The following is a 22,178-nucleotide window of genomic DNA, read 5'->3' on the forward strand; positions in this document are numbered from 1 at the left end:
TTCAGCAATCCATCATTTTACGCAGCATTGTTTTTCACAGGTAGTAATTTTATATTTTTCAACCTGTCATTGTGTCGAACGCAAGCAGCCTAAATCCTCCAAGCAAATTAAGCCTGAATTTTAACAAAGCTCTTCCGTTTTCCTAATATAAATACAAAACGCTCCGCTTACGAATGTAAGGGAGCGATATATTTTATCATCCTGTCCTTTTTTAAGGAGCCCAAAATGATTCTACAAATTCTGCTAGAAAAAGTCAAGAGAATCCCTATTCTTTTTCTACTTCATCGTCAAAGTCTTCTTCTTCTTCTTCTTCTTCATCCAACTCAAATTCATCATCGTCTATTAATGCGTCTTTAAGGTCGTCCTCATCTTCATCCTCGTCTTCGACTAGGTCATCATCAATATCCTCATCAAGTGGATCATCAAGGAGATCATCCTCGTCTTCATCTAGATCTTCTATATCATCTTCAAAGTCCAAATCTTCCTCATCCAGCTCATCAAAATCATCCTCGACGATTGACGCTTTCTTAGCTTTTTTCTTTTTCGGCTTAACGACATGGACAACCTCATCTTCGATTTGATCAACTGGATACCAAGTTTTTAACCCCCAGCGATTTTCACCTAGACAAGTAAAACGACCGTTAACATTTAAATCTGTATAAAATTGTGGAATTTTACTTCTAATTTCTTCTTTCGATACGCCTTGCAAAGCAGCTATTTCATTTACTAAATCATCAAATAACAAAGGTGCGTTCTTTTCTACAAGCAATTCATATGCGAGTTCAAGCAAAGACATTTCTAATAATTCTTCTTTTGAGTATGATTGTAAACTCAAGTTCGGCACTTCCTTTCTATATCAAACACTCCGTAAGTGTCTTTTCAAACAAAACACATCCATACAGGATTCTGCATCCTTCATTGCTATTCCTGCTAAACATACTATCCATTATAAACAATATCAGGAGGTTTATGCTAGTGAATCTTAGATTCTATGTTTAAGTCTGTAAAAAAAAGAGGACGTCCCAAAACGAAGAGACAGACCCCGCAACTACTAAATTCAGTTGAAGAAGGATTTACATATTCCTTCGATATTGGCCACCCACCTCGTACAAAGCACGGGTTATTTGTCCAAGACTTGCATATTTCACACATTCCATCAGCTCAGCAAATATGTTATCTCCATTCATTGCCGAATCTTTCAATCGTTGTATTGACTCAGCATATCGATCGATGTTGCGCTTTTGGAAAGTTCGAAGATTCTCAATTTGCCCTTCTTTTTCTTCTTTAGTAGCTCGTGCTAGCTCCATTGTATCAAGATCTTCTGCACTTTTTGGATTAGGATTCAAATAGGTATTCACTCCAATAATCGGCAGTTCCCCTGAATGTTTCTTCATTTCATAATACATCGATTCATCTTGAATTTTTCCACGTTGATATTGGGTTTCCATCGCACCAAGAACACCACCGCGATCATCGATTCGGTCGAATTCCAAAAGAACAGCCTCTTCCACTAAATCTGTAAGTTCTTCAATAATGTACGAGCCCTGAAGGGGATTTTCACTTTTTGACAGCCCAAATTCTTTAGTAATAATCATTTGAATCGCCATAGCCCGGCGGACCGATTCCTCGGTAGGTGTTGTAATCGCTTCATCATAGGCATTTGTGTGTAAAGAATTGCAATTATCCTGGAGAGCCATCAGTGCTTGTAAAGTCGTGCGAATATCATTAAAATCAATTTCCTGTGCATGCAGAGAGCGACCGGATGTTTGGACATGGTATTTCAATTTCTGACTTCGCTCATTCGCCCCATACTTATCACGCATAACCGTCGCCCAAATTCTTCTTGCTACCCTGCCGATTACTGTATATTCCGGATCCAATCCATTTGAGAAGAAAAAGGATAAATTCGGAGCAAAATCATCGATTTTCATGCCTCTGCTTAAATAGTATTCTACATACGTAAAGCCATTCGCCAATGTAAAAGCTAATTGTGAAATGGGATTAGCGCCAGCTTCTGCAATATGGTAACCGGAAATCGAGACAGAATAATAATTTCTCACTTTGTGACGAATAAAGTATTCCTGGATATCTCCCATCATTCTTAAAGCAAATTCTGTAGAGAAAATGCATGTGTTTTGACCTTGATCTTCTTTTAAAATATCAGCTTGAACTGTTCCACGTACCGTTTGCAGTGTATATGCTTTGATCTGTTCCATTTCTTCTTGCGTTACTATTCTTTTTAGTTGGATTTCTTTTAAAGCAATTTGTTGTTCAATAGCTGTGTTTAAATACATCGCTAAAATAATCGGAGCCGGACCATTGATGGTCATTGATACCGATGTAGATGGATGGCATAAATCAAAGCCTTGATAAAGCTTTACCATATCATCTAACGTACAAATGCTAACCCCACTCTCCCCTACTTTCCCATAAATATCTGGGCGGTGATCAGGGTCTTCACCATATAAAGTAACGGAATCAAAAGCTGTGCTAAGTCTTTTAGCGTCATCATCTTTAGATAAATAGTGAAAACGGCGATTCGTTCGATCAGGCGATCCTTCTCCGGCAAATTGACGTTTCGGATCCTCTCCCTGTCGTTTGAATGGGAAAACTCCGGCAGTATAGGGGAACTTACCAGGAATATTCTCTAAATAAACCCAACGAAGGATTTCTCCATAGTCAACAAACTTAGGTAATGAGACTTTCGGAATCGATAAACCTGATAAACTTCTTGAGCGTAGTTCAGTGACAATTTCCTTATCACGTATTTTTGTAGTCAGCTTTTCTCTTGAATACTGTTCTTTTAAATCATCCCATTCTGCAAGTATTTTTCTAGATTCTGCCGTTAATTTAGCTTGTGTTTCCACACGCAATGCCTCAAGAATGTTCCAAGCAGTTTGGTCTGTCCCTTTTTGACTCACTGCATCCATAGCTCCCTCGAGTTGAAATAAACGACGGGCTACTTTCACCTGTTTTTCCGTATGACGGTGGTAATTCCGGACTGTATCTGTGATTTCACGTAAATAATAACGGCGATTGTTTGGAATAATCATATTTTGCTTTTTCACGTTAGCCTGTTTTCCGAAAGTAGTAGACCATGAGGTTCCTGTTTTTTCATTTACCTTTTCTACTAATTCGGCAAATAAGGCATTTGTCCCAACGTCATTAAATTGAGAAGCAATGGTTCCATAAACAGGCATCTCTTCCGTGTCGCGGTCAAAAAGAAGCCGGCTTCGTTGATATTGCTTTTGCACCTGATTTTTGGCATCTTCTGAACCTTTACGTTCAAATTTATTAATAACGACCAAATCAGCGTAATCGATCATATCGATTTTCTCCAATTGTGATGGTGCTCCAAATTCACTTGTCATTACATAAAGGGAAACATCACTAACCTCAGCGATTTCTGCATCACCTTGCCCAATTCCGCTCGTTTCCACGATGACTAGATCAAAACCAGCCGCCTTGACTACAGAAATAGCATCACGGATGGCTAAAGAAAGCTCTGTCTTGGAGTGGCGTGTTGCAAGGCTTCGCATATACACGCGATTAGAGAATATTGCATTCATCCGTATACGATCACCAAGTAAGGCCCCACCTGTTTTCTGTTTAGTTGGGTCAATAGAAAGAACAGCTACTCTCTTTTCAGGTATTTCATTAAGGAACCGACGAATTAATTCATCGGTTAAGGAGCTTTTCCCCGCTCCCCCTGTTCCTGTCATTCCAATAACCGGCGTCTGTTTATTAGATGTCTTAATTTGTTCAAAAACACGGTCTGTCGATGCCGCTGCTTCATCATCCATTGCAATCCTGTTCTCAGCAAGTGTAATGTACTTGGCAACAGCTACTGGATTCCCTGATAGTAATTCGTCAAATTGATCTGGCAAAGAAGAATGAATCGTTGAAAAATCACATTCTTTAAGTATTTTATTAATCATTCCTTGAAGCCCTTGGCTTCTCCCGTCTTCAGGTGAAAATATATGACAAATTCCATAATCATGAAGTTCTTTGATTTCTCGGGGAATAATGACTCCGCCTCCACCACCGTAAATTCGAATATGTGGTGCCCCCTTTTCCTTCAACAAATCATACATGTATTTAAAGTATTCTAAATGACCACCTTGATAGGATGTAACAGCAATCCCCTGAACATCCTCCTGTATCGCTGCATTGACTACTTCCTCGACCGAACGATTATGACCGAGATGAATAACCTCCGCACCGCTTGATTGCATAATTCTTCTCATGATATTAATCGTTGCATCGTGTCCATCAAACAAACTTGAAGCTGTCACTAAACGAATCGGATGTTTTGCTCTATAAATCTCAATTGTACCCATTTGCCTTCCCCCTCATCGCAATAGGTTGTAATCCATCTTTATTTTGCTGAAAAGGGGCGGGGCTTCGCAAAATCAGCTCCGCACCACCACCTTCATAAGGTGATACAGTTTGAAAACCTGAACCTTTTCATCGTTAGGTTTTAGAGCAAACACTCATGGACGTTTTTTGTGCGAATCCTTGAGTAACCAGCGTTGTCTGATATTCAATATATTCTTCCAATGTAAATAATCGTTGTAATGCCCATCTTCTGAAACCCCACATTTGCCCTTGGACAAAAATATTGTGGGCACAAAGAGTGATTTGTGCTTTTGGTAAGTTGAATTCACCATTTTCCACACAACGCTCAATGACAAGTTCAATCATCCTTACCATTTCAATTTCTTTATTTAATACATAGGCAAGAGCATCTTTTGATAAGGATTTCGCTTCTTGATACATCACAAGAACTTCATCCTGCATATCATTCATTACTTGAAAAAAATAAGCAATGTTTAGTTTCAAGCTTTCAATCGTTCCATTATTTAGTTTGACCTCTTTTTGTAGACGAGCTTTCACTTCATCATAGATGAAATCGCAAACAAGATATAACACATCTTCTTTTGTTCGAATATATTCATAAAGAGTCCCAATGCTGAACCCCGCAGCTTTAGCAATTTCTCTTGTTGTGGTTCGGTGAAAACCCTTTTCTTTAAAAAGTATGGCAGCTCCTTTAATAATTTGATTGCGCCTCATAATAATTAGTTGTTCATCTTTAACAGATGCATGAACTTCTCTTTTCTTCATAATTCACCTCATTAAAAAAACCATCACCGGCCTTTGTTAAAAGTTAACTTAAGAACAGATTCTGAATTCATGCCAAAAGTCCGGTGTTCAACCGAATTCTCCTTGTATTTCTTCTATTTTGTGAGCATTCTTGAGATTACAAGTTTTTGAATTTCTTGAGTACCTTCATAAATCTGGGTAATTTTCGCATCTCTCATATAGCGTTCAACAGGATAGTCTTTCATATAGCCGTAACCACCAAATACTTGCACTGCTTCGGTTGTAACTTTCATTGCAGTATCCCCTGCAAATAATTTCGACATGGCAGATTCTTTTCCATACGGAAACCCTTCAGATTCAAGCCAAGCCGCCTGGTACGTAAGGAGACGAGCAGCCTCAACACTAGTGGCCATTTCCGCAAGCTTAAAGCCAACTCCTTGTTGGGCTGCAATCGGTTTTCCGAATTGGACACGCCCTTTTGCATATTCAACAGCTGCATCGAGCGCTCCTTGAGCAATCCCGACAGCTTGTGCCGCTATTCCATTTCTACCACCATCTAGCGTCATCATCGCAATTTTGAACCCTTCCCCTTCTTTTCCTAGCAAGTTATCTTTTGGAACCTTGCAGTCTTCAAAAATTATTTCAGTAGTTGGTGACGAACGAATCCCTAATTTTCTCTCTTTTTTTCCTATGCTAAAACCAGAAAAGTCTTTTTCAATAATGAACGCACTCGTACCTTTTTGTTTGGATTTAGGATCCGTTAAAGCAAAGACAATATACGTATCCGCAATCCCACCATTTGTGATGAAGATTTTGGACCCATTTAACACATAATAATCCCCATCTAATCTAGCCTGCGTGCGCATTCCTCCAGCATCCGAACCAGCACCAGGTTCCGTCAGACCATATGCGCCAATTTTCTTTCCTTCTGCCATTGGACGAAGATATTTCTGCTTTTGCTCTTCCGTACCGAATGAATAGATGGGCCATCCTGCAAGAGATGTATGGGCGGATAACGTAACACCTGTAGATGCACAAACTCTTGAAAGTTCTTCAATTGCGATACAATAGGCTAAATAATCGCTACCGATTCCACCATATTCTTCGGGCCATGGAATACCGGTCAAACCTAATTCAGCCATTTTATCAAACAACTCTCGATCGAATCTTTCTTCTTCATCACGTTCTGCAGCAGTCGGTTCTACTTCTTTTTTTGCAAAATCACGAACCATTTTTCTAATCATTTCATGTTCATCAGTTAATTTAAACTGCATGCCACTCCCCCCTACAAATGTTTGTGAATGACGATTTTTTGAATTTCACTCGTACCTTCGTAAATTTCTGTCACTTTTGCATCGCGAAAATAGCGCTCAACCGGATAGTCTTTCGTATAGCCGTAGCCACCGAACACTTGAATGGCTTCTGTCGTCACATCTACTGCTGTTTTTGAAGCGAATAGCTTAGCCATCGATGCTTCTTTGCCACAAGATAAACGGTGTGAACGAAGATAGGCTGCTTGATAGACTAATAATTTGGCCGCTTCAATTGCTGTCCCCATTTCAGCAAGCTTGAAACCGACTCCTTGATGTACAGCAATTGATTTTCCGAATTGAACACGTTCCTTGGCGTATTCATAAGCATGACCGAATGCCCCTTCAGCAATTCCTAGTGCTTGTGCTGCAATACCAATTCGACCTACTTCTAAATTGGCCAGGGCAATTTTGAATCCATCCCCTTCCTTACCTAATAGGTTTGCAACAGGTACCTTCATATCCTCAAATGTAAGCTGTACGGTTCGTGAACCCATGAGACCCATTTTATGTTCATCTTTGCCAATGACTAAACCTGGTGTGTCTTTCTCCACAATGAAAGCAGAAATCCCTTTACTCCTCTCTTTTAGGTTAGTGGAAGCAAAAACAATATACACATCTGCTTCTCCGCCATTTGTGATAAATGCTTTCGACCCATTCAATCTATAAAAATCACCATCTCTTATTGCCTTTGATTTCAAGTTGGCGGCATCAGATCCAGCACTAGATTCTGATAAGCAAAAAGCGCCTAAATATTTTCCAGTTGCAAGCATAGGAACGTATTTTTGCTTTTGCTCTTCGCTCCCAAAATAGACGATTGGATTTGTTCCAACAGATGTATGAACAGAGAGAATAACACCTAAGGCTGGGCTTACTTTGGAAATTTCATGAATGGCGATAATATAAGAAATAAAATCCATTTCAGCGCCGCCATATTGTTCAGGTATCGGAATCCCCATTAATCCAAGCTCCCCCATTTTTTGAAGCACTTGTCTGGGAAATTCACCACTCTCCATCCTTTCTACAATGGGAGCAATCTCTGCTACCGTAAAATCACGAACCATTTTACGCATCATTTCTTGCTCTTCATTAAAAAGAAAATTCATCCGCACACCTCCTAGCTATCACTAAATACTTGTTAGCTATATTCATAAAAGCCACGTCCTGACTTTTTACCAAGCCATCCTGCTTTTACATACTTACGAAGCAGGGGGCATGGGCGGTATTTGTCATCACCGAAGCCACTATGGAGCGTCTCCATGATAGATAAACATGTATCTAAACCGATAAAATCAGCGAGAGTAAGTGGTCCCATCGGATGGTTCATACCTAATTTCATAACATCATCAATCGCTTCCTTAGAGGCCACTCCTTCAAATAATGTATAAATGGCTTCATTGATCATCGGCATCAAAATTCGATTAGATACGAACCCAGGAAAATCATTCACTTCAACTGGGACCTTTTTTAGCGATACAGCCAGTTTTTCAATCGTTCTATATACTTCATCATCTGTAGCTATGCCGCGGATGATTTCAACAAGTTTCATAACTGGAACAGGGTTCATAAAATGCATGCCAATCACTTTTTCAGGACGTCTGGTCGCTGCTGCAATTTCGGTAATGGGGAGTGAGGATGTGTTGCTAGCTAGAATTGTATGAACAGGTGCAATCTGATCAAGCTCAGCAAATAACGATGCTTTAATTGCCATGTTTTCAACAGCTGCTTCTATGACTAAATCAACCGAAGCCGCGCTTTGTAAATCAATGGAGGGGGTTAGTCTTTTAAGCGTATCTGTTTTTTCCTGCTCGGTAAGCCTTTCTTTCTTCACCTGTTTAATCAAGTTCTGCGTGATCGCCTTAATTCCACGATTCACAAAGTCCTGTTTTAGATCATGTAGGATCACTTCATATCCGTTCATCGCACATACTTGAGCAATTCCTGAGCCCATTTGTCCAGCTCCAATGATCATTACCTTGTTAATGTCCACAGCTATTCCTCCTCTTCTCGATTGAAAACTCCATCACGTTTATCTTGGCACTTCTATTAAAATGGCATCTCCTTGACCGCCACCGCTGCAGATTGCAGCAATTCCTAGACCACCACCGCGTCGTTTCAGTTCATGCATAAGTGTAATGACGATGCGTGCACCACTTGCCCCTATAGGATGACCAAGTGCTATCGCCCCTCCATTTACATTCACTTTGGTTGGATCCACCTTGGCGATTTCCTTACTAGCAAGCGCCACCGCTGCAAATGCTTCATTAATTTCAAATAATGCAATTTCATCAAGCGATTTCCCAGTCTTTCTCAATAATTCATTGATTACGATACCTGGGGTTTTCGGAAAATCTTTCGCTACTACCGCTACTTCTGCATGACCCAGAATATAAGCAAATGGAGCAATACCCTCTTTCTCTGCACGTTCTTCACTCATTAATACAAGTGCCCCTGCTCCATCATTAATACCAGGAGCGTTTCCTGCTGTAATCGTTCCTTCATTGTTAAAGGCAGGTCTGAGCGTTGCTAGCTTCTCAATCGTTGTATCTTTTCTTGGTGCTTCATCGTTCACGATCGTTAAAAGCTCTCCTTTTCTACCAGATACTTGAACTGGTACAATTTCTTCAGCAAGTGTTCCATTCGCAATCGCTGCTATTGCTTTTTGGTGACTTTGAAATGCCCAATGATCCTGATCCTCTCGTGATAGCTCTAGCTCTTTTGCGGTGCTGTTCCCGTATGTGCCCATATGCACACCAGTGAAGCTGCAGCTTAAACCGTCATGAATCAGTACATCCTTCAATTGTGAATCACCCATTCGCAATCCCCATCTTGCATTTGGCAAAATGTATGGCGCATTACTCATAGACTCCATTCCACCAGCAACAATGACTTCTTCATCCCCAAGCCGTATAATTTGATCAGCAAGTGTCACACTGCGTAACCCAGATGCACAAACTTTATTAATCGTTTCAGTTTTTACTTGCCAAGGCAAACCTGCATGATGCGCAGCCTGCCGCGAAGGAATTTGTCCTTGTCCAGCTTGAAGTACATTCCCCATAATCACTTCATCGACTTGGCTTGCATCCATTCTTGCTCGGTTAAGAGCCTCTTTGATTGCAATTCCACCAAGCTCTGAAGCTGTTAAACTGCTAAGACCTCCGCCCAATTTACCAAAAGGTGTACGGGCACCACTCACAATCACTGTTTTTTTCATTAAAAATCCACCTAACTCCCTATGATTATTTTCAAAACTGATTGAACGTTCGCTCATAAGAAAAGCACAAACGCCTTTTCGACCACCCGTTGTAAGCGCTTTTATTATTTAATTTATAGTTTATTTAAACCTGTTAGAAACATTGAATAAAACTTCTTTACATATATCAGTTTCGATTAAGTGAAACTTCCATCAGTCAGTGGGGGTTCTTTCATCCCCCACCTACGCTTCTTCGCTTCTTCGATTCCCCCAAACCCCTGAAGGTGGGGGTCCTAGCTGCCCGTTAATGCGGGATAAATTTTAGTCTCTAAGCAGTAGGTTTCTGTTATGAAACTACAATTTGTTGATTCCCTATGACTGATCGCTCCAGCAATTCCGCTACATCATATGTTTTTACATCTTCTTCTACTTCTTTCGCCTTCGTTCCATCCGTAAGCATCGTTAAGCAGTATGGACAGCCTGAGCTAATTACGGATGGTCTTACAGCAAGTGCTTGTTCTGTTCGGGCAATGTTAATACGATGTCCGGTTTTTTCTTCCATCCACATCAAGCCGCCGCCTGCTCCACAACACATGCCATTTTCTCGGTTCCTTTCCATTTCAACAAGGGTAACGCCAGGGATTGATTTCAAAATCTCTCGAGGTGGGTCGTACACTTCATTGTAGCGGCCTAAGTAACAAGAATCATGGAAGGTTATCTTCTCATGAACTGGATGCTTCGGCACAAGTTTTCCTTCTTTTACAAGCTTAGCAAGCAGTTCAGTATGATGATACACTTCTGCATCCAATCCGAAGTCAGGATATTCATTTTTGAAAATATTATAGGCATGCGGATCGATGGTGACGATTTTCTTCACATTGTTTTTCTCAAACTCTTCTATATTTTTCGTTGCGAGTTCTTGAAAAACGAATTCATTTCCTAAACGGCGCGGCGTATCTCCTGAGTTCTTCTCTTTGTTTCCAAGAATCGCAACTTTCACACCAGCTTCATTCATTAACTTGGCAAATGATAAGGCAATCTTTTGACTACGATTATCATAAGATCCCATAGAACCTACCCAGAATAAGTATTCAAATTCTTCGTCTGCCTTCTTCATTTCCTTCACAGTTGGGATGTGAACATCATCGCGTAGCTCTCTCCAATCTTCTCTTTCTTTTCTGTTTAAACCCCAAGGATTTCCTTGGCGTTCAATGTTTGTCATCGCACGTTTGGCGTCTGGGTCCATTTTCCCTTCTGTTAAGACAAGATAACGTCTCATATCGATAATTTTATCTACATGCTCATTTAATACCGGACATTGGTCCTCACAGTTCCGACAAGTTGTACAAGCCCACAGTTCTTCTTCCGTAATCACTTCGCCAATCAAGTTCTTACTGTAAGGTTCGGTTGTTGCCGCTGTTTGTTGCGCTCCTGCTGTTCTTGACAGCATCGCGATTTGATTACCTTCTGTTTTACCAAACACAAATGCCGGCACCCACGGCTGCTTGCCTGTAACAGCAGCGCCAGTATTGGTTAAGTGATTACGCATTTTTACGATGAGATCCATCGGCGAAAGCATTTTGCCTGTTCCAGATGCCGGACACATATTCGTACAACGTCCGCACTCCACACAAGCATATAAGTCAGTAAGCTGGTACTGCGTAAAATCTTCAATCTTTTGAGCACCGTAATAGGCCTCTGCTTCATCATCCTCTGGTTCTTCTTCAAAATTAATGGATGCAAGCTTCCCAGGGTTCGTTAAGCGCATGAAGAAAACATTGATAGGTCCTGCAATTAAATGAGCGTGTTTGGATTGTGGGATATAAACAAGGAAGGTTAATATAATAAGCAAATGCAGCCACCATGCCATGTAAAAGCCTATCGTTGCTGCTGTTGGTCCTATCCAATTGAATAGGAATGCAACTCCTGAGGCGACGGGCTCTGACCAAGTAGCTTCATGCTCATTCCAGATCAAAGCCATTCCATTGCCTAATAACACAGTAGCCATAATGCCACCAATAAAAAGTACGACAAGCATTGCTTTGAAATCACGTTTTAGACGGACAAGTTTCTCAATATATCGTCGGTAAAATGCCCATATGATCGCGACAAGTACAGTTAATGTGACCATTTCCTGAAAGAAAGTAAAAACAGGATAGACTGGACCAAAAGGTAAATGCCACCCCGGTTTCAGACCTTTGATAATAAAATCGATTGCACCGAATTGCACTAAAATAAACCCATAAAATAGCATGACGTGAATCATACCGCTTTTTTTATCTTTCAATAATTTCTTCTGTTTAAATACATATATCCAAATATTCAACAGTCGCTCTTTAACACGGTTATCAAATTCTACTTTTTTTCCAAGCTTTATATAAGCTGTTCTTGTTCTAAGTAAATAAGTAAAAAGGCTCGCGGAGTAAGCGATCACAACGATTGTTGCGACTAAGTTTATCCAAAGTAAACGATTCATTTCCACAGAAATTAACCCCCTTCTGGTGAATGGCCGATTTGATTTGGCAAAATCATTGCCACTATCCTGTACTAGATTAACTCCATTATATAATGAATGAGCATTCAGTCAATAAATTTATTTTTATATTCCGAATTTTTAAACTATTAAGCCAACATTTGTGATTGTAAAAAATTCTATTCACTTCAATAGGCTTATTTAATGAGTATAAATGGAAATGATGCGTAAACTAATGAGACGAGACTTGCCACATTTGAGGAGAGAGAATGCTTTGAAAATTGCTATCGTTCTTTTACTGCTACTGTTTTTTGTCCTCTATTGGCTAAGAATTGATTTTAGACGAGGACAAAAACACCATACTCAAAACAATCACAATCGAGTGTATCCAAAACGCCGAGGAGACTTAAAGCTTTATACAGATGGAAATGATTTATTTGCAGAATTATTCAAGGATATTGATCAAGCTACTAAACATGTTCATGTTCTTTTTTATATTATTAGAAATGATCAGTTTAGCCAACATTTCTTGGACTTATTGATGCGCAAAGCCAGAAGCGGAGTTGAAGTAAGGATTTTGATTGACTGGATGGGAAGTAGAAATATATCAAAGCGAATAATAAAAGAATTAAAAAAGAACGGTGTTCACTTTTCTTATAGTTTTACACCAAAACTGCCCTACCTTTTCTATACCTCACAAAAACGCAATCATCGGAAAATTACTGTCATTGATGGAGAGATTGGTTATTTAGGTGGATTAAATATCGGAAAAGAATATATCAATCAAGACCCTAGGTTGTGTCCTTGGAGAGACTATCATCTTAAAATGACTGGTGAATCCATCCAAGATTTACAATATGAGTTTCTAACCGACTGGTATACGGCTACAAAGGAGGATTACCGGAATAGTGATTCTTATTTCCCCAAACAGCAACCTGGCTCTATGCAACATATGATTGTTCCAACCGAAGGATTCGGTTTGGAAGAAATATTTACACAATTCTTTCACAAGGCGAAAAATGAAATTATCATTGGCACTCCTTACTTCATTCCGAGCGAAGCATTACTTGAAGAACTGAGGAAATTGCTGAAAAAAGGTATTAAACTAACCATCATTGTTCCTTTTGTTTCTGACCATCCATTCGTGAAAGAAGCCGCCTATCGTTATTTTCGAATCTTAATAAAAGAAGGTGCTCACGTATTACAGTTCCAAAATGGATTTTATCATTCAAAAGTCTTATTTATTGATAACAATCTTTGTGATATTGGCACGGCAAATTTTGATAAACGCAGTTTGTTTTTAAATCATGAAGTCAATTGTCTAATCTATGATCCATCATTTTTAGCTGAAGTGGCAAAGAAAATACAGGATGACATCTCGAAGTCAACAACGCTATCAGAGTGTATGCTATCTCGTCCCACTTTGATTCAATCGATCAAAGAACGGATCGCCTATACGATATCACCTTTTTTATAAGTTTTTGAATAATGAAAGGATTTCTTATGAAAATACGATTTGGTTTTGTTTCCAATGCGACGCGACTATGGGACGCTTCACCCGCAAAAACAGTGACGTTCAAAAGGTTCGACCAGCTAGGAAAAGAGAAAGGCATGCAAAAACTGCAAGAAGTCACAAAACAGAATATCGCTAATACAAAACGCATTCTCTATTACAATTCGGCCCATCAGATTGAAATATACCGGATGTCCAGCTCTATCGTTCCACTAGCAACCCATCCTGATGTTAATTGGGATTTTGTTACACCCTTTAAAGACGAGTGGAAAGAGCTAGGTGACTGGGTTAAAACGAATAAATTAAGAATCAGCTTCCACCCTAATCAGTTCACGCTTTTCACTAGTCCAAAACCAAAAATTACACAGAACGCTGTAAGGGATATGGAATTCCATTTTAAAATGCTTGAAGCTATGGGTGTGGAAAAACAAGCGGTTATTAATATTCACGTTGGTGGAGCATATGGCGATAAAGAGAGTGCAACCTTCCGCTTTCACGAGAATTTACGATCTCTTCCTGAGATTGTGAAACGTCAAATGACACTAGAAAATGATGACAAAACCTATACAACTGATGAGACGTTAGCTATTTGTCAGAAAGAAAAAATCCCAATGGTATTTGATTATCATCACCATATGGCTAACGTTGGAGAAAAGGCATTTCAGGATTTACTTCCCGCCATTTTTTCAACCTGGGAGCATACACAATTAGCACCAAAAATCCATATTTCCTCGCCTAAATCAGAGAAAGAATTCCGTTCCCATTCCGATTTTGTCAACCTTGACTTTATCATGCCACTTCTTCAAGCACTTAAAAAATATCAACAGGATGTCGACTTCATGATTGAAGCGAAAATGAAAGACCAAGCCATGTTACAATTGATAAACGATATAGCAAAAATCCGTGGCGTAAAACGAATCAGCGGCGGTTCAGTGGAGTGGAAATAGAAATGATAAAGAACTTATCCCACACTGATTGATGTTTCACTTTATTGAACGTTTACTAGCTAGTCCCACATACAAAAACAAATTTGGCATTAAAACGCCTCCAGTTACCATGAGGGAAATATCATTAAGCACGCTACACTCGCCTAATCACAATGGTGGCGGTACGGAGCAGGATTATGAACTACTTCCTTCATAAAGGAAGTAAATCTGCAAAGTAGACTGGCTATTTTAGTAAGCTGCGAAGCCCCACTTTTATACAAAAGAGGATGGCACCTGAGCCATCCTCTTTCTATTTTCTTTACATTTTCTCTGGTGCAGATACGCCAATCAAGGCAAGTGCGTTTTTCAGTGTAATCTGCACAGATTTAGCAAGTGCGAGACGTGCTTTACTACGGTCAGTATACTCAACATCCAAAACTTTGTCAGCATTGTAGAAGCTGTGGAATACTGAAGCTAGATCAAAGATGTAATTCGTCATCCGATGCGGCATCCGTTTATCAGCTGCTTCAGCAATGGCTTGAGGGAATTCACCAAGCTTTTTCAAAAGTTCAATCTCTTTCTCTGTAGCAAGTAGCGAGAAATCTGCTGATTGATCTAAGTTAATTCCTTGCTCTTCTCCTTGACGTAAAATGCTTGATATACGTGCATGTGCATATTGTGAGTAATAAACAGGATTCTCATTGGATTGTGAAACGGCTAAATCTAAGTCAAAGTCCATATGGGTATCCGCGCTTCTCATCGCAAAGAAATAACGTGTTGCATCAAGACCTACTTCGTCAATCAGGTCTCGCATCGTTACCGCTTTTCCAGTCCGCTTACTCATTTTCATTTTCTCGCCATCTTTATATAAATGAACGAGCTGAATAATTTCTACTTCTAGTTGGTCACGACGGTAGCCTAAAGCTTCAATCGCTGCTTTCATACGAGGGATATATCCGTGATGGTCAGCTCCCCAAATATTAATCAGTTGCTCAAAGCCACGTTCTAACTTGTCACGGTGGTACGCAATATCTGGTGTTAAGTATGTGTAAGAACCATCCTGCTTAATAAGAACGCGATCTTTATCATCACCTAATTCTGTTGAACGGAACCATGTAGCTCCATCTTCTTCATAGATATGGCCTCTTTCTTTCAACGCAGCCAGACCTTCATCAATTTTCCCATTTTTATATAATGACGTTTCGGAATACCATACATCAAAGCGAACACGGAAATTTTCTAAGTCCGTTTTTAACTTTTCCATTTCATATTTCAAGCCGTAGTCACGGAAAAAATCAAAGCGCGTGCCTTCATCCACTGTTACGTATTGATCACCGAATTCCTCAGCAAGCTTTTTGCCGATTCCAATAATATCTGCGCCATGATAACCATCTTGTGGCATTTCTTTTTCAAGACCTAAAGCCTGGAAATAACGAGCCTCTACAGATTTAGCAAGATTATTGATTTGGTTGCCGGCATCATTAATATAATACTCACGTGACACATCATAGCCTGCTTTAGCTAGGACGTTACATAAAGTATCTCCTACTGCAGCTCCACGTGCATGCCCTAAATGTAGGTCACCCGTCGGATTAGCAGAAACAAACTCTACCTGAACTTTTTGTTTTTGACCAAATTCACTTTCACCATAAGAATCTCCGGCCTTTAAAATGACTGGAATTAACTCAGTCAAATATTGATTATTCATGTAAAAATTGATAAAACCAGGACCTGCAATTTCAATTTTTTCAATCGAAGCTTTATTACGGTCAAAGTTTTCAATTAAACTTTCCGCAATTGCACGAGGAGCCTTTTTCGCTACGCGAGCAAGTTGCATCGCCATATTTGTTGAATAATCACCATGTGTTTTATCTTTCGGAAGCTCTAATACCACATTGGGGATTTCCTCTTCAGTAGCTAGTCCTGCTTTTATTACTGCATCTTTTATTTCTTGTTTTAACTTTTCTTGAACTTGCTGGACGATATTCATTGATTATGCTTCCTCCTTATATATTAACGTCATTTCATATTGACCGGGCTCTGCCCCTTGCATCTGCATTTGATAGGAAATTTCAAAACGGCCTTCCTTTGTCTTTTCATTCCATTGATGCTTTGCTGACTTTGTTTCAGTAAGCAGTGTCAACATGCCATACAAGCTTTCGTAATGACCATTTGTCGCTTCACCTTCACGGAAGAGCTGACGCATCTTAGTCGCTCCATTTCGTAGAAGCAATATCTCATTGTCTTTATATTTAACTGTTGTCTGAATTTTCCCCGCTTCACTTTCCTCAGTATATTGTAAATAAAATGAGGAATTTTTTTGAAATTTTGTCCCAAAAGTTATTAACTCATACGCCTCAGATTCAGAGCCAACAGTAATTTTCGTTTTAAGTGTCACTTTTACAGATTGCTGTTCCAGATCATGAAGTGCCAATTTTCTACACATCCTTCAATACCTCTATAACTTTATAAGTATAAATACTCTTTCGAAAAGATTCAACCTGCATAAGAAACAATATCGCTTTAAAAAGCCAAGAACTGTTTAGAGGATGGCTTTATTCACATCTGAATTACTTTACACTTTAATCTGTAGATCTCAAGGTAAATTAACCAATCCTTGTCTATTCCTTTTTAACAGAACACTTTTTATTTTAGTTCAATCTACAAGTCTTATTTTTTTCAATTTTACACTAAAAGACATCCATAAGCACCTGCTCTAAGGCCCAACGATGAAAAAGGTCAGGTTCTATAAACTGAATCACCTGATGAAAGTGGTGTTGCGGAGCTGATTTTGCGAAGCCCCGCCCCATGTCCTTCATACAAAAAGAGGATGACAACATTGTCATCCTCTATGATTATTTTATCCAACCAAGAATCATTTCACGAATAAGCTTACTAGCTGTGTTCACTGTTTGCTCAGATGGATCATAAATAGGTGCTACTTCTACTAAATCGCAACCTATCACTTGTAACTCTGAATGGGCAATTTCATGAATCGATGCCAGCAACTCTTTAGCTGTTATCCCTCCACAATCTACTGTACCAGTTCCTGGTGCGTGCGCAGGATCAAGAACATCAATGTCAATTGTGACATAAACAGGACGACCCGCAAGTTCAGGCAACACCTTCTTTAATGGCTCTAATACCTCGAATGGAGCAATTTTCATGCCATTTTCTTTTGCCCATTGAAATTCCTCTTTTAAACCGGAGCGAATGCCGAACGAGTACACATTACTTGGTCCAATCAATTCAGCCGATTTACGAATAATTGTTGCATGTGAAAGTGGCTCTCCTTCATAGTCCTCGCGTAGATCAGTATGCGCATCCATATGAATTATCGCCATATCGGGATATTTCTTGTGCATCGCCTTAATAACTGGCCATGTTACAAGATGCTCCCCACCCATTCCGATCGGAATCTTGCCATCTGCGAGCACTTTATCAACAAACTCTTCAATCATCGCAACACTGCGTTCTGGATTACCAAAAGGCAAAGGAATATCACCAGCATCAAAAAATTTCACTTCTTCTAATTCGCGATCTAAATATAAGCTATACTCTTCCAGTCCAATAGACACTTCACGTATACGCGCAGGGCCGAATCGCGATCCTGGGCGGAAACTTACAGTCCAATCCATCGGCATACCGTATAGCACAGCTTTCGATTCTTCATAATTTGGGTGACTTTTAATAAAAACATTTCCTGAATAAGCTTCATCAAAACGCATAGCTATGCCTCCACATTCTGTTTTTTACAAGCACTGTTTGCAAGACGCTTTAAGTCCTAGCAAATGTTTTGGGGAAATCCTCTCCGAAACAGGCGCTATAAAAAGGGGCGGGGCTTCTATAAATCAGTTTGAAACCGCCGCCTTAGAACTTAACCTTTTTCATTATTAAGTTTTAGAGCAGTCTTCTTACTTAATTAAGTCTTGAACAAATTTAGGCAGAACAAACGCTGCTTTGTGAAGTTCTTTTGTGTAGTATTTTGTCTCAATTTCATGGAAACGATCTTCTGACACTTCAAGTGGATTGTACTTTTTAGAGCCGATTGTGAATGCCCATAGGCCACTCGGATAAGTTGGAATATTGGCTACGTACAAATTCGTAATTGGGAATATTTCTTTCACATCACGTTGAACGTCGCGAATTAAATCTGCCTTAAACCAAGGGTTGTCCGATTGAGCAACGAAGATTCCGTCTTCCTTTAAAGCTTTTGAAATACCTGCATAAAATCCTTTCGTAAATAAGTTTACAGCCGGTCCTACAGGTTCTGTAGAATCCACCATAATGACATCATATTCGTTCTCACTTTGAGCGATATGCATGAAGCCGTCTCCTACTTGAACATCCACACGTGGATCATCAAGCATTCCAGCAATACTAGGCAAGAACTTTTTAGAGTACTCAATAACTTTTCCATCGATATCAACGAGTGTCGCTTTCTTTACGCTTGGGTGTTTCAATATTTCACGGATAACGCCGCCGTCTCCTCCACCTACTACTAATACGTTCTCTGGGTTAGGATGCGTAAACAACGGAATATGAGCCACCATTTCATGATAAACAAACTCGTCACGTTCTGATGTCATGACCATATCGTCAAGTAAAAGCATGTTGCCCCATTCTTCCGTTTCAATCATATCAAGCTTTTGAAACTCTGTTTGTTCTGTATGTAGTGTACGATTCACTTTCATCGTAATTCCAAAATTCTCCGTTTGTTTCTCAGTAAACCAAATGCTCATGTAATTCGCTTCCCTTCTATGCTTTTTTGTATAAAGGATAAAGAGGCTTTTGCGACTTAAAAACAGAGCCGATCTAACTAGAATCATACTTCTAAGACTAAAAGAAGTGTACTAGAAGATGGCTCCGCACCTCAACCTTTGATGAGGTGCGTGTAACGCGCAATATTCTTTGGCCTTCACATTAGAGATAGACGTTAAAACGTCCTTTCATTTCTTTCATCATACCCGTGTCCATCTGAAGCTACTCATCAAAAAATAAGCAACCCTGTGAACATTACTAGTAGAGGTTGTTCAAAATGGCCGGTAAAAATAGCTGTCGAATCTCTTCACTGCTCATTAATGACCTTCTGTTAAAATCGCGCACGTCCTGTGCAAGTCCGGTCCTCACATATTACTGTATACGCGCAGGTTTAGAGGCGATCGCTCCTCGAACTTCTCGGCTCTTTTTATCCTCCTTATTGAACATGTGCTAGCATTACGGGATATGCTTTTTCTTAAAATATTCGTTTTCACAATTGTGTCTAACCTTACCTCTGCCACGCAGGATCATAAGTTTATGTTAGAGTCACTAGTTTTGGCAGCCAAGGACTGTGACGGTTTTTCTTATTTGCTAGAAAAAAGTATAGACCAATCTAGCAGAATTGCAAGCGGAATTTCTATTTTGGCCTATAAGCATGTTTAAAATATGGCCTTTTTTTTCATACTGTTACATAGAGGAAATTTCAGCCATTAAAAATTGAGGAGGTGTAACTTTTGGAACTTATTACAGGACAACGTTTTAAACAAACGCGAAAATATATTCGGGCGATTATTATGATCTCTGCAATGGCTTTTCTTTTGCTATTTTTATTTCTTTTTTCCATACTGATCTATGCCAAAATCCTTGGGCCACCGCCGATTGCAGTTCCCCAGTCTACCATTTATTACAGTGATAATAATCGGGTAATCGGCGAAAGCAGCCATGGACAGAAACGCTATTGGGAAAAGCTTGAGGTCATCTCTCCTCATTTAATCAATGCAACAATTGCTGTCGAGGATCGACAGTTCTTTACCCACCATGGCTTCGATCTTAAGCGGATTGCTGGAGCGATCGTAGCTGATATTCGTGCTATGTCCAAAGTCCAAGGAGCAAGTACCATCACACAGCAATATGCACGAAGTTTATTCCTTGAGAATGACAAAACGTGGAGTCGTAAATTAAACGAAGCATTTTATACAATCCGTCTTGAACTGAATTATTCAAAAGAAGAAATTCTTGAAGGCTATTTGAACACAATCTACTATGGTCATGGTGCATATGGTGTCCAAGCTGCAAGCCAATATTATTTTGGTAAAAATGCAAAGGATTTATCTCTAGCAGAGGCAAGTATGCTTGCAGGTATTCCAAAAGGACCTACTCTTTATTCACCATTAGAAAATTTCGATCGAGCTAAAAACCGACAACAGATTGTCCTAACATCCATGATTAAGAAGAAATTTATCACGAATAAACAAGCCAATGAAGCAAGTAGCAACTCTCTCCTGTTCAAAGGAAAACATCTAATTGTGCAAAATCATACGGCCCCCTATTTTCAGGACGCTGTAAAACAAGCTTTAAAATCACAGCTCCAGCTTGATGAACGGACCATTGAGCTTGGTGGGCTGCGCGTGTATACGACCTTAAATGAGCGTCAACAGCAAATAGCGGAAAAATCATTTGCTACCATAATCAGTGCTGATTCTACCATTCAAGGGGCACTTGTCGCGATGAATCCGGAAACGGGGGCAGTGCAGGCGCTTGTCGGGGGCAGGGATTATCAAACTTCCCCTTTTAATAGAGCAACCCAAGCAGTACGACAACCAGGCTCAACGATTAAGCCTTTACTTTATTATGCAGCCTTAGAAAATGGCTATACACCATCAACTATGTTAAAAAGTGAAAAAACAACGTTTAACTATAATCATGACCAATCAACTTACACACCTAGCAACTATAATCACCAATATGCCAATGACGAGATTACCCTTGCACAAGCAATTGCTCTTTCCGATAATATCTATGCTGTGAAGACACTCTTTTATCTTGGTTTGGATTCCTTTATTCATACAATCCATCGCTTCGGTATCACGACTGAGATGAAAAGCGTTCCTTCACTCGCTCTCGGTACATCCGGAATAAAGGCAATTGAAATGGTAAACTCCTACAGTATTTTGGCAAATGGCGGAAAAAGGGTAACACCCATTTTTATTAAAAAGGTGGAAAATGCCCAGGGAGAAGTTATTTTTGAACAACAGGATGTTGATGAACAAGTGCTTGATGCTGATCAGGCCTTTGTCATGACCCAAATGTTGACGGGTGTATTCGATGAGAAATTGAACGGTTATGCGAAAGTGACCGGCAACTCCATTCGTTCCAAGCTGACGCGCACCTACGCTGGAAAGTCAGGCAGTACGAGCACAGACAGCTGGATGATTGGCTATACACCAAAGCTCGTGTCAGGGGTCTGGATTGGTTACGATAAAGGAAATAAGCTTGAGAAGCCTGTGGAGAAAGGCTACGCAAAAAAAATTTGGGCTGATTTCATGGAGAACAGCGTAAGCAATCAGCCTGTACAAGAATTCAAAGAAACCAATAATGTCACCGGCGTCTACATTGACCCGGAAAGTGGAAAACTTGCCACTCCAGATTGCCTTGGTGCCCGGTTAACATACTTCGTTACAGGTACAGAACCGAAAGAATTCTGCTCGAGTCACGGCAAGGATGGTGAACCGATAGTAGAAGAAATTGTACCATTGGAAAAGAAAAAGCCTTGGTATAAACGGATCTTTAAATTGGGGGAATAAGAAAATCACAATGGTGGCGGTGCGAAGCCGGAATTTTGAATGCTTTCTCGATAAAATAAATACGCCAGCTAAGTAGATTAGCTCTATCAGAAGGG

16 protein-coding genes are annotated in these 22,178 nt (G+C 39.9%); 4 read left to right on the forward strand and 12 right to left on the reverse strand.

What is annotated here, in order from left to right:
- Nucleotides 1-265 precede the first annotated feature (265 nt).
- From rpoE to HNP81_RS15410, 8 genes are all read right to left on the reverse strand, one after another.
- Nucleotides 266-844, reverse strand: a complete 579-nt coding sequence (gene rpoE, locus HNP81_RS15375) for a DNA-directed RNA polymerase subunit delta (protein WP_312859691.1) — start codon at nucleotides 842-844, stop codon at nucleotides 266-268.
- 229 nt (nucleotides 845-1,073) lie between these two features.
- Nucleotides 1,074-4,340 (reverse strand): fused isobutyryl-CoA mutase/GTPase IcmF, encoded by a 3,267-nt coding sequence (gene icmF / locus HNP81_RS15380; protein ID WP_182503196.1) that lies wholly within the window; start codon nucleotides 4,338-4,340, stop codon nucleotides 1,074-1,076.
- Nucleotides 4,341-4,473: 133 nt separating this feature from the next.
- Nucleotides 4,474-5,124, reverse strand: coding sequence for a TetR/AcrR family transcriptional regulator (locus HNP81_RS15385; RefSeq protein WP_182503197.1), 651 nt, complete (start codon nucleotides 5,122-5,124; stop codon nucleotides 4,474-4,476).
- A 113-nt stretch (nucleotides 5,125-5,237) separates the two neighbouring features.
- Nucleotides 5,238-6,377 carry an acyl-CoA dehydrogenase gene (locus HNP81_RS15390; protein ID WP_028393412.1) on the reverse strand — a complete coding sequence of 380 codons (1,140 nt, stop codon included), beginning with the start codon at nucleotides 6,375-6,377 and terminating at the stop codon, nucleotides 5,238-5,240.
- Nucleotides 6,378-6,388: 11 nt separating this feature from the next.
- Nucleotides 6,389-7,519 (reverse strand): acyl-CoA dehydrogenase, encoded by a 1,131-nt coding sequence (locus tag HNP81_RS15395; RefSeq protein ID WP_028393411.1) that lies wholly within the window; start codon nucleotides 7,517-7,519, stop codon nucleotides 6,389-6,391.
- A gap of 32 nt (nucleotides 7,520-7,551) precedes the next feature.
- Nucleotides 7,552-8,403 carry a 3-hydroxybutyryl-CoA dehydrogenase gene (locus HNP81_RS15400; protein WP_182503198.1) on the reverse strand — a complete coding sequence of 284 codons (852 nt, stop codon included), beginning with the start codon at nucleotides 8,401-8,403 and terminating at the stop codon, nucleotides 7,552-7,554.
- Nucleotides 8,404-8,442: 39 nt separating this feature from the next.
- On the reverse strand, nucleotides 8,443-9,627 hold the full coding sequence (gene mmgA / locus HNP81_RS15405; protein WP_182503199.1) for an acetyl-CoA C-acetyltransferase: 1,185 nt from the start codon (nucleotides 9,625-9,627) through the stop codon (nucleotides 8,443-8,445).
- 325 nt (nucleotides 9,628-9,952) lie between these two features.
- Nucleotides 9,953-12,082 (reverse strand): heterodisulfide reductase-related iron-sulfur binding cluster, encoded by a 2,130-nt coding sequence (locus HNP81_RS15410; protein ID WP_182503233.1) that lies wholly within the window; start codon nucleotides 12,080-12,082, stop codon nucleotides 9,953-9,955.
- A gap of 271 nt (nucleotides 12,083-12,353) precedes the next feature.
- Between HNP81_RS15410 and cls the strand changes: the two genes are divergently transcribed.
- Together cls and uvsE are read left to right on the forward strand one after the other, a co-directional pair.
- On the forward strand, nucleotides 12,354-13,556 hold the full coding sequence (gene cls / locus HNP81_RS15415; RefSeq protein WP_028393407.1) for a cardiolipin synthase: 1,203 nt from the start codon (nucleotides 12,354-12,356) through the stop codon (nucleotides 13,554-13,556).
- 26 nt (nucleotides 13,557-13,582) lie between these two features.
- Nucleotides 13,583-14,539 (forward strand): UV DNA damage repair endonuclease UvsE, encoded by a 957-nt coding sequence (uvsE, locus tag HNP81_RS15420; protein ID WP_182503200.1) that lies wholly within the window; start codon nucleotides 13,583-13,585, stop codon nucleotides 14,537-14,539.
- A 298-nt stretch (nucleotides 14,540-14,837) separates the two neighbouring features.
- Here the strand turns inward: uvsE and argS are convergent, their stop codons facing one another.
- From argS to speE, 4 genes are all read right to left on the reverse strand, one after another.
- Nucleotides 14,838-16,508 carry an arginine--tRNA ligase gene (gene argS, locus HNP81_RS15425; RefSeq protein WP_028393405.1) on the reverse strand — a complete coding sequence of 557 codons (1,671 nt, stop codon included), beginning with the start codon at nucleotides 16,506-16,508 and terminating at the stop codon, nucleotides 14,838-14,840.
- 3 nt (nucleotides 16,509-16,511) lie between these two features.
- The gene (locus HNP81_RS15430; RefSeq protein WP_182503201.1) at nucleotides 16,512-16,952 is read right to left on the reverse strand and encodes a YwiB family protein; all 441 of its coding nucleotides are present in this window, start codon (nucleotides 16,950-16,952) and stop codon (nucleotides 16,512-16,514) included.
- A gap of 421 nt (nucleotides 16,953-17,373) precedes the next feature.
- Nucleotides 17,374-18,246, reverse strand: a complete 873-nt coding sequence (gene speB / locus HNP81_RS15435; protein WP_182503202.1) for an agmatinase — start codon at nucleotides 18,244-18,246, stop codon at nucleotides 17,374-17,376.
- 186 nt (nucleotides 18,247-18,432) lie between these two features.
- Nucleotides 18,433-19,260, reverse strand: a complete 828-nt coding sequence (speE, locus tag HNP81_RS15440; RefSeq protein WP_028393402.1) for a spermidine synthase — start codon at nucleotides 19,258-19,260, stop codon at nucleotides 18,433-18,435.
- Nucleotides 19,261-19,816: 556 nt separating this feature from the next.
- On the opposite strand from speE, the gene HNP81_RS24355 reads away from it, so the two are divergent.
- Entirely contained in the window at nucleotides 19,817-19,942 is a 126-nt protein-coding gene (locus HNP81_RS24355; protein ID WP_281384513.1) for a hypothetical protein, read from the forward strand.
- A gap of 71 nt (nucleotides 19,943-20,013) precedes the next feature.
- The gene (locus tag HNP81_RS15445; protein WP_182503203.1) at nucleotides 20,014-22,083 is read left to right on the forward strand and encodes a transglycosylase domain-containing protein; all 2,070 of its coding nucleotides are present in this window, start codon (nucleotides 20,014-20,016) and stop codon (nucleotides 22,081-22,083) included.
- Nucleotides 22,084-22,178 lie beyond the last annotated feature (95 nt).

Origin of the sequence: Peribacillus huizhouensis (genome assembly GCF_014138605.1) — a bacterium.
Taxonomy (GTDB): Bacteria; Bacillota; Bacilli; order Bacillales; family DSM-1321; genus Peribacillus; species Peribacillus huizhouensis.

Excerpts from the sequence above, each read along its gene's own strand:
- uvsE (WP_182503200.1), top strand. The coding sequence starts at position 13,583 with ATGAAAATACGATTTGGTTTTGTTTCCAATGCGACGCGACTATGGGAC.
- HNP81_RS15385 (WP_182503197.1), bottom strand. The coding sequence starts at position 5,124 with ATGAAGAAAAGAGAAGTTCATGCATCTGTTAAAGATGAACAACTAATT.
- speE (WP_028393402.1), bottom strand. The coding sequence starts at position 19,260 with ATGAGCATTTGGTTTACTGAGAAACAAACGGAGAATTTTGGAATTACG.
- mmgA (WP_182503199.1), bottom strand. The coding sequence starts at position 9,627 with ATGAAAAAAACAGTGATTGTGAGTGGTGCCCGTACACCTTTTGGTAAA.
- speB (WP_182503202.1), bottom strand. The coding sequence starts at position 18,246 with ATGCGTTTTGATGAAGCTTATTCAGGAAATGTTTTTATTAAAAGTCAC.
- HNP81_RS15395 (WP_028393411.1), bottom strand. The coding sequence starts at position 7,519 with ATGAATTTTCTTTTTAATGAAGAGCAAGAAATGATGCGTAAAATGGTT.
- icmF (WP_182503196.1), bottom strand. The coding sequence starts at position 4,340 with ATGGGTACAATTGAGATTTATAGAGCAAAACATCCGATTCGTTTAGTG.
- argS (WP_028393405.1), bottom strand. The coding sequence starts at position 16,508 with ATGAATATCGTCCAGCAAGTTCAAGAAAAGTTAAAACAAGAAATAAAA.
- HNP81_RS24355 (WP_281384513.1), top strand. The coding sequence starts at position 19,817 with ATGTTAGAGTCACTAGTTTTGGCAGCCAAGGACTGTGACGGTTTTTCT.
- HNP81_RS15390 (WP_028393412.1), bottom strand. The coding sequence starts at position 6,377 with ATGCAGTTTAAATTAACTGATGAACATGAAATGATTAGAAAAATGGTT.
- HNP81_RS15410 (WP_182503233.1), bottom strand. The coding sequence starts at position 12,082 with ATGAATCGTTTACTTTGGATAAACTTAGTCGCAACAATCGTTGTGATC.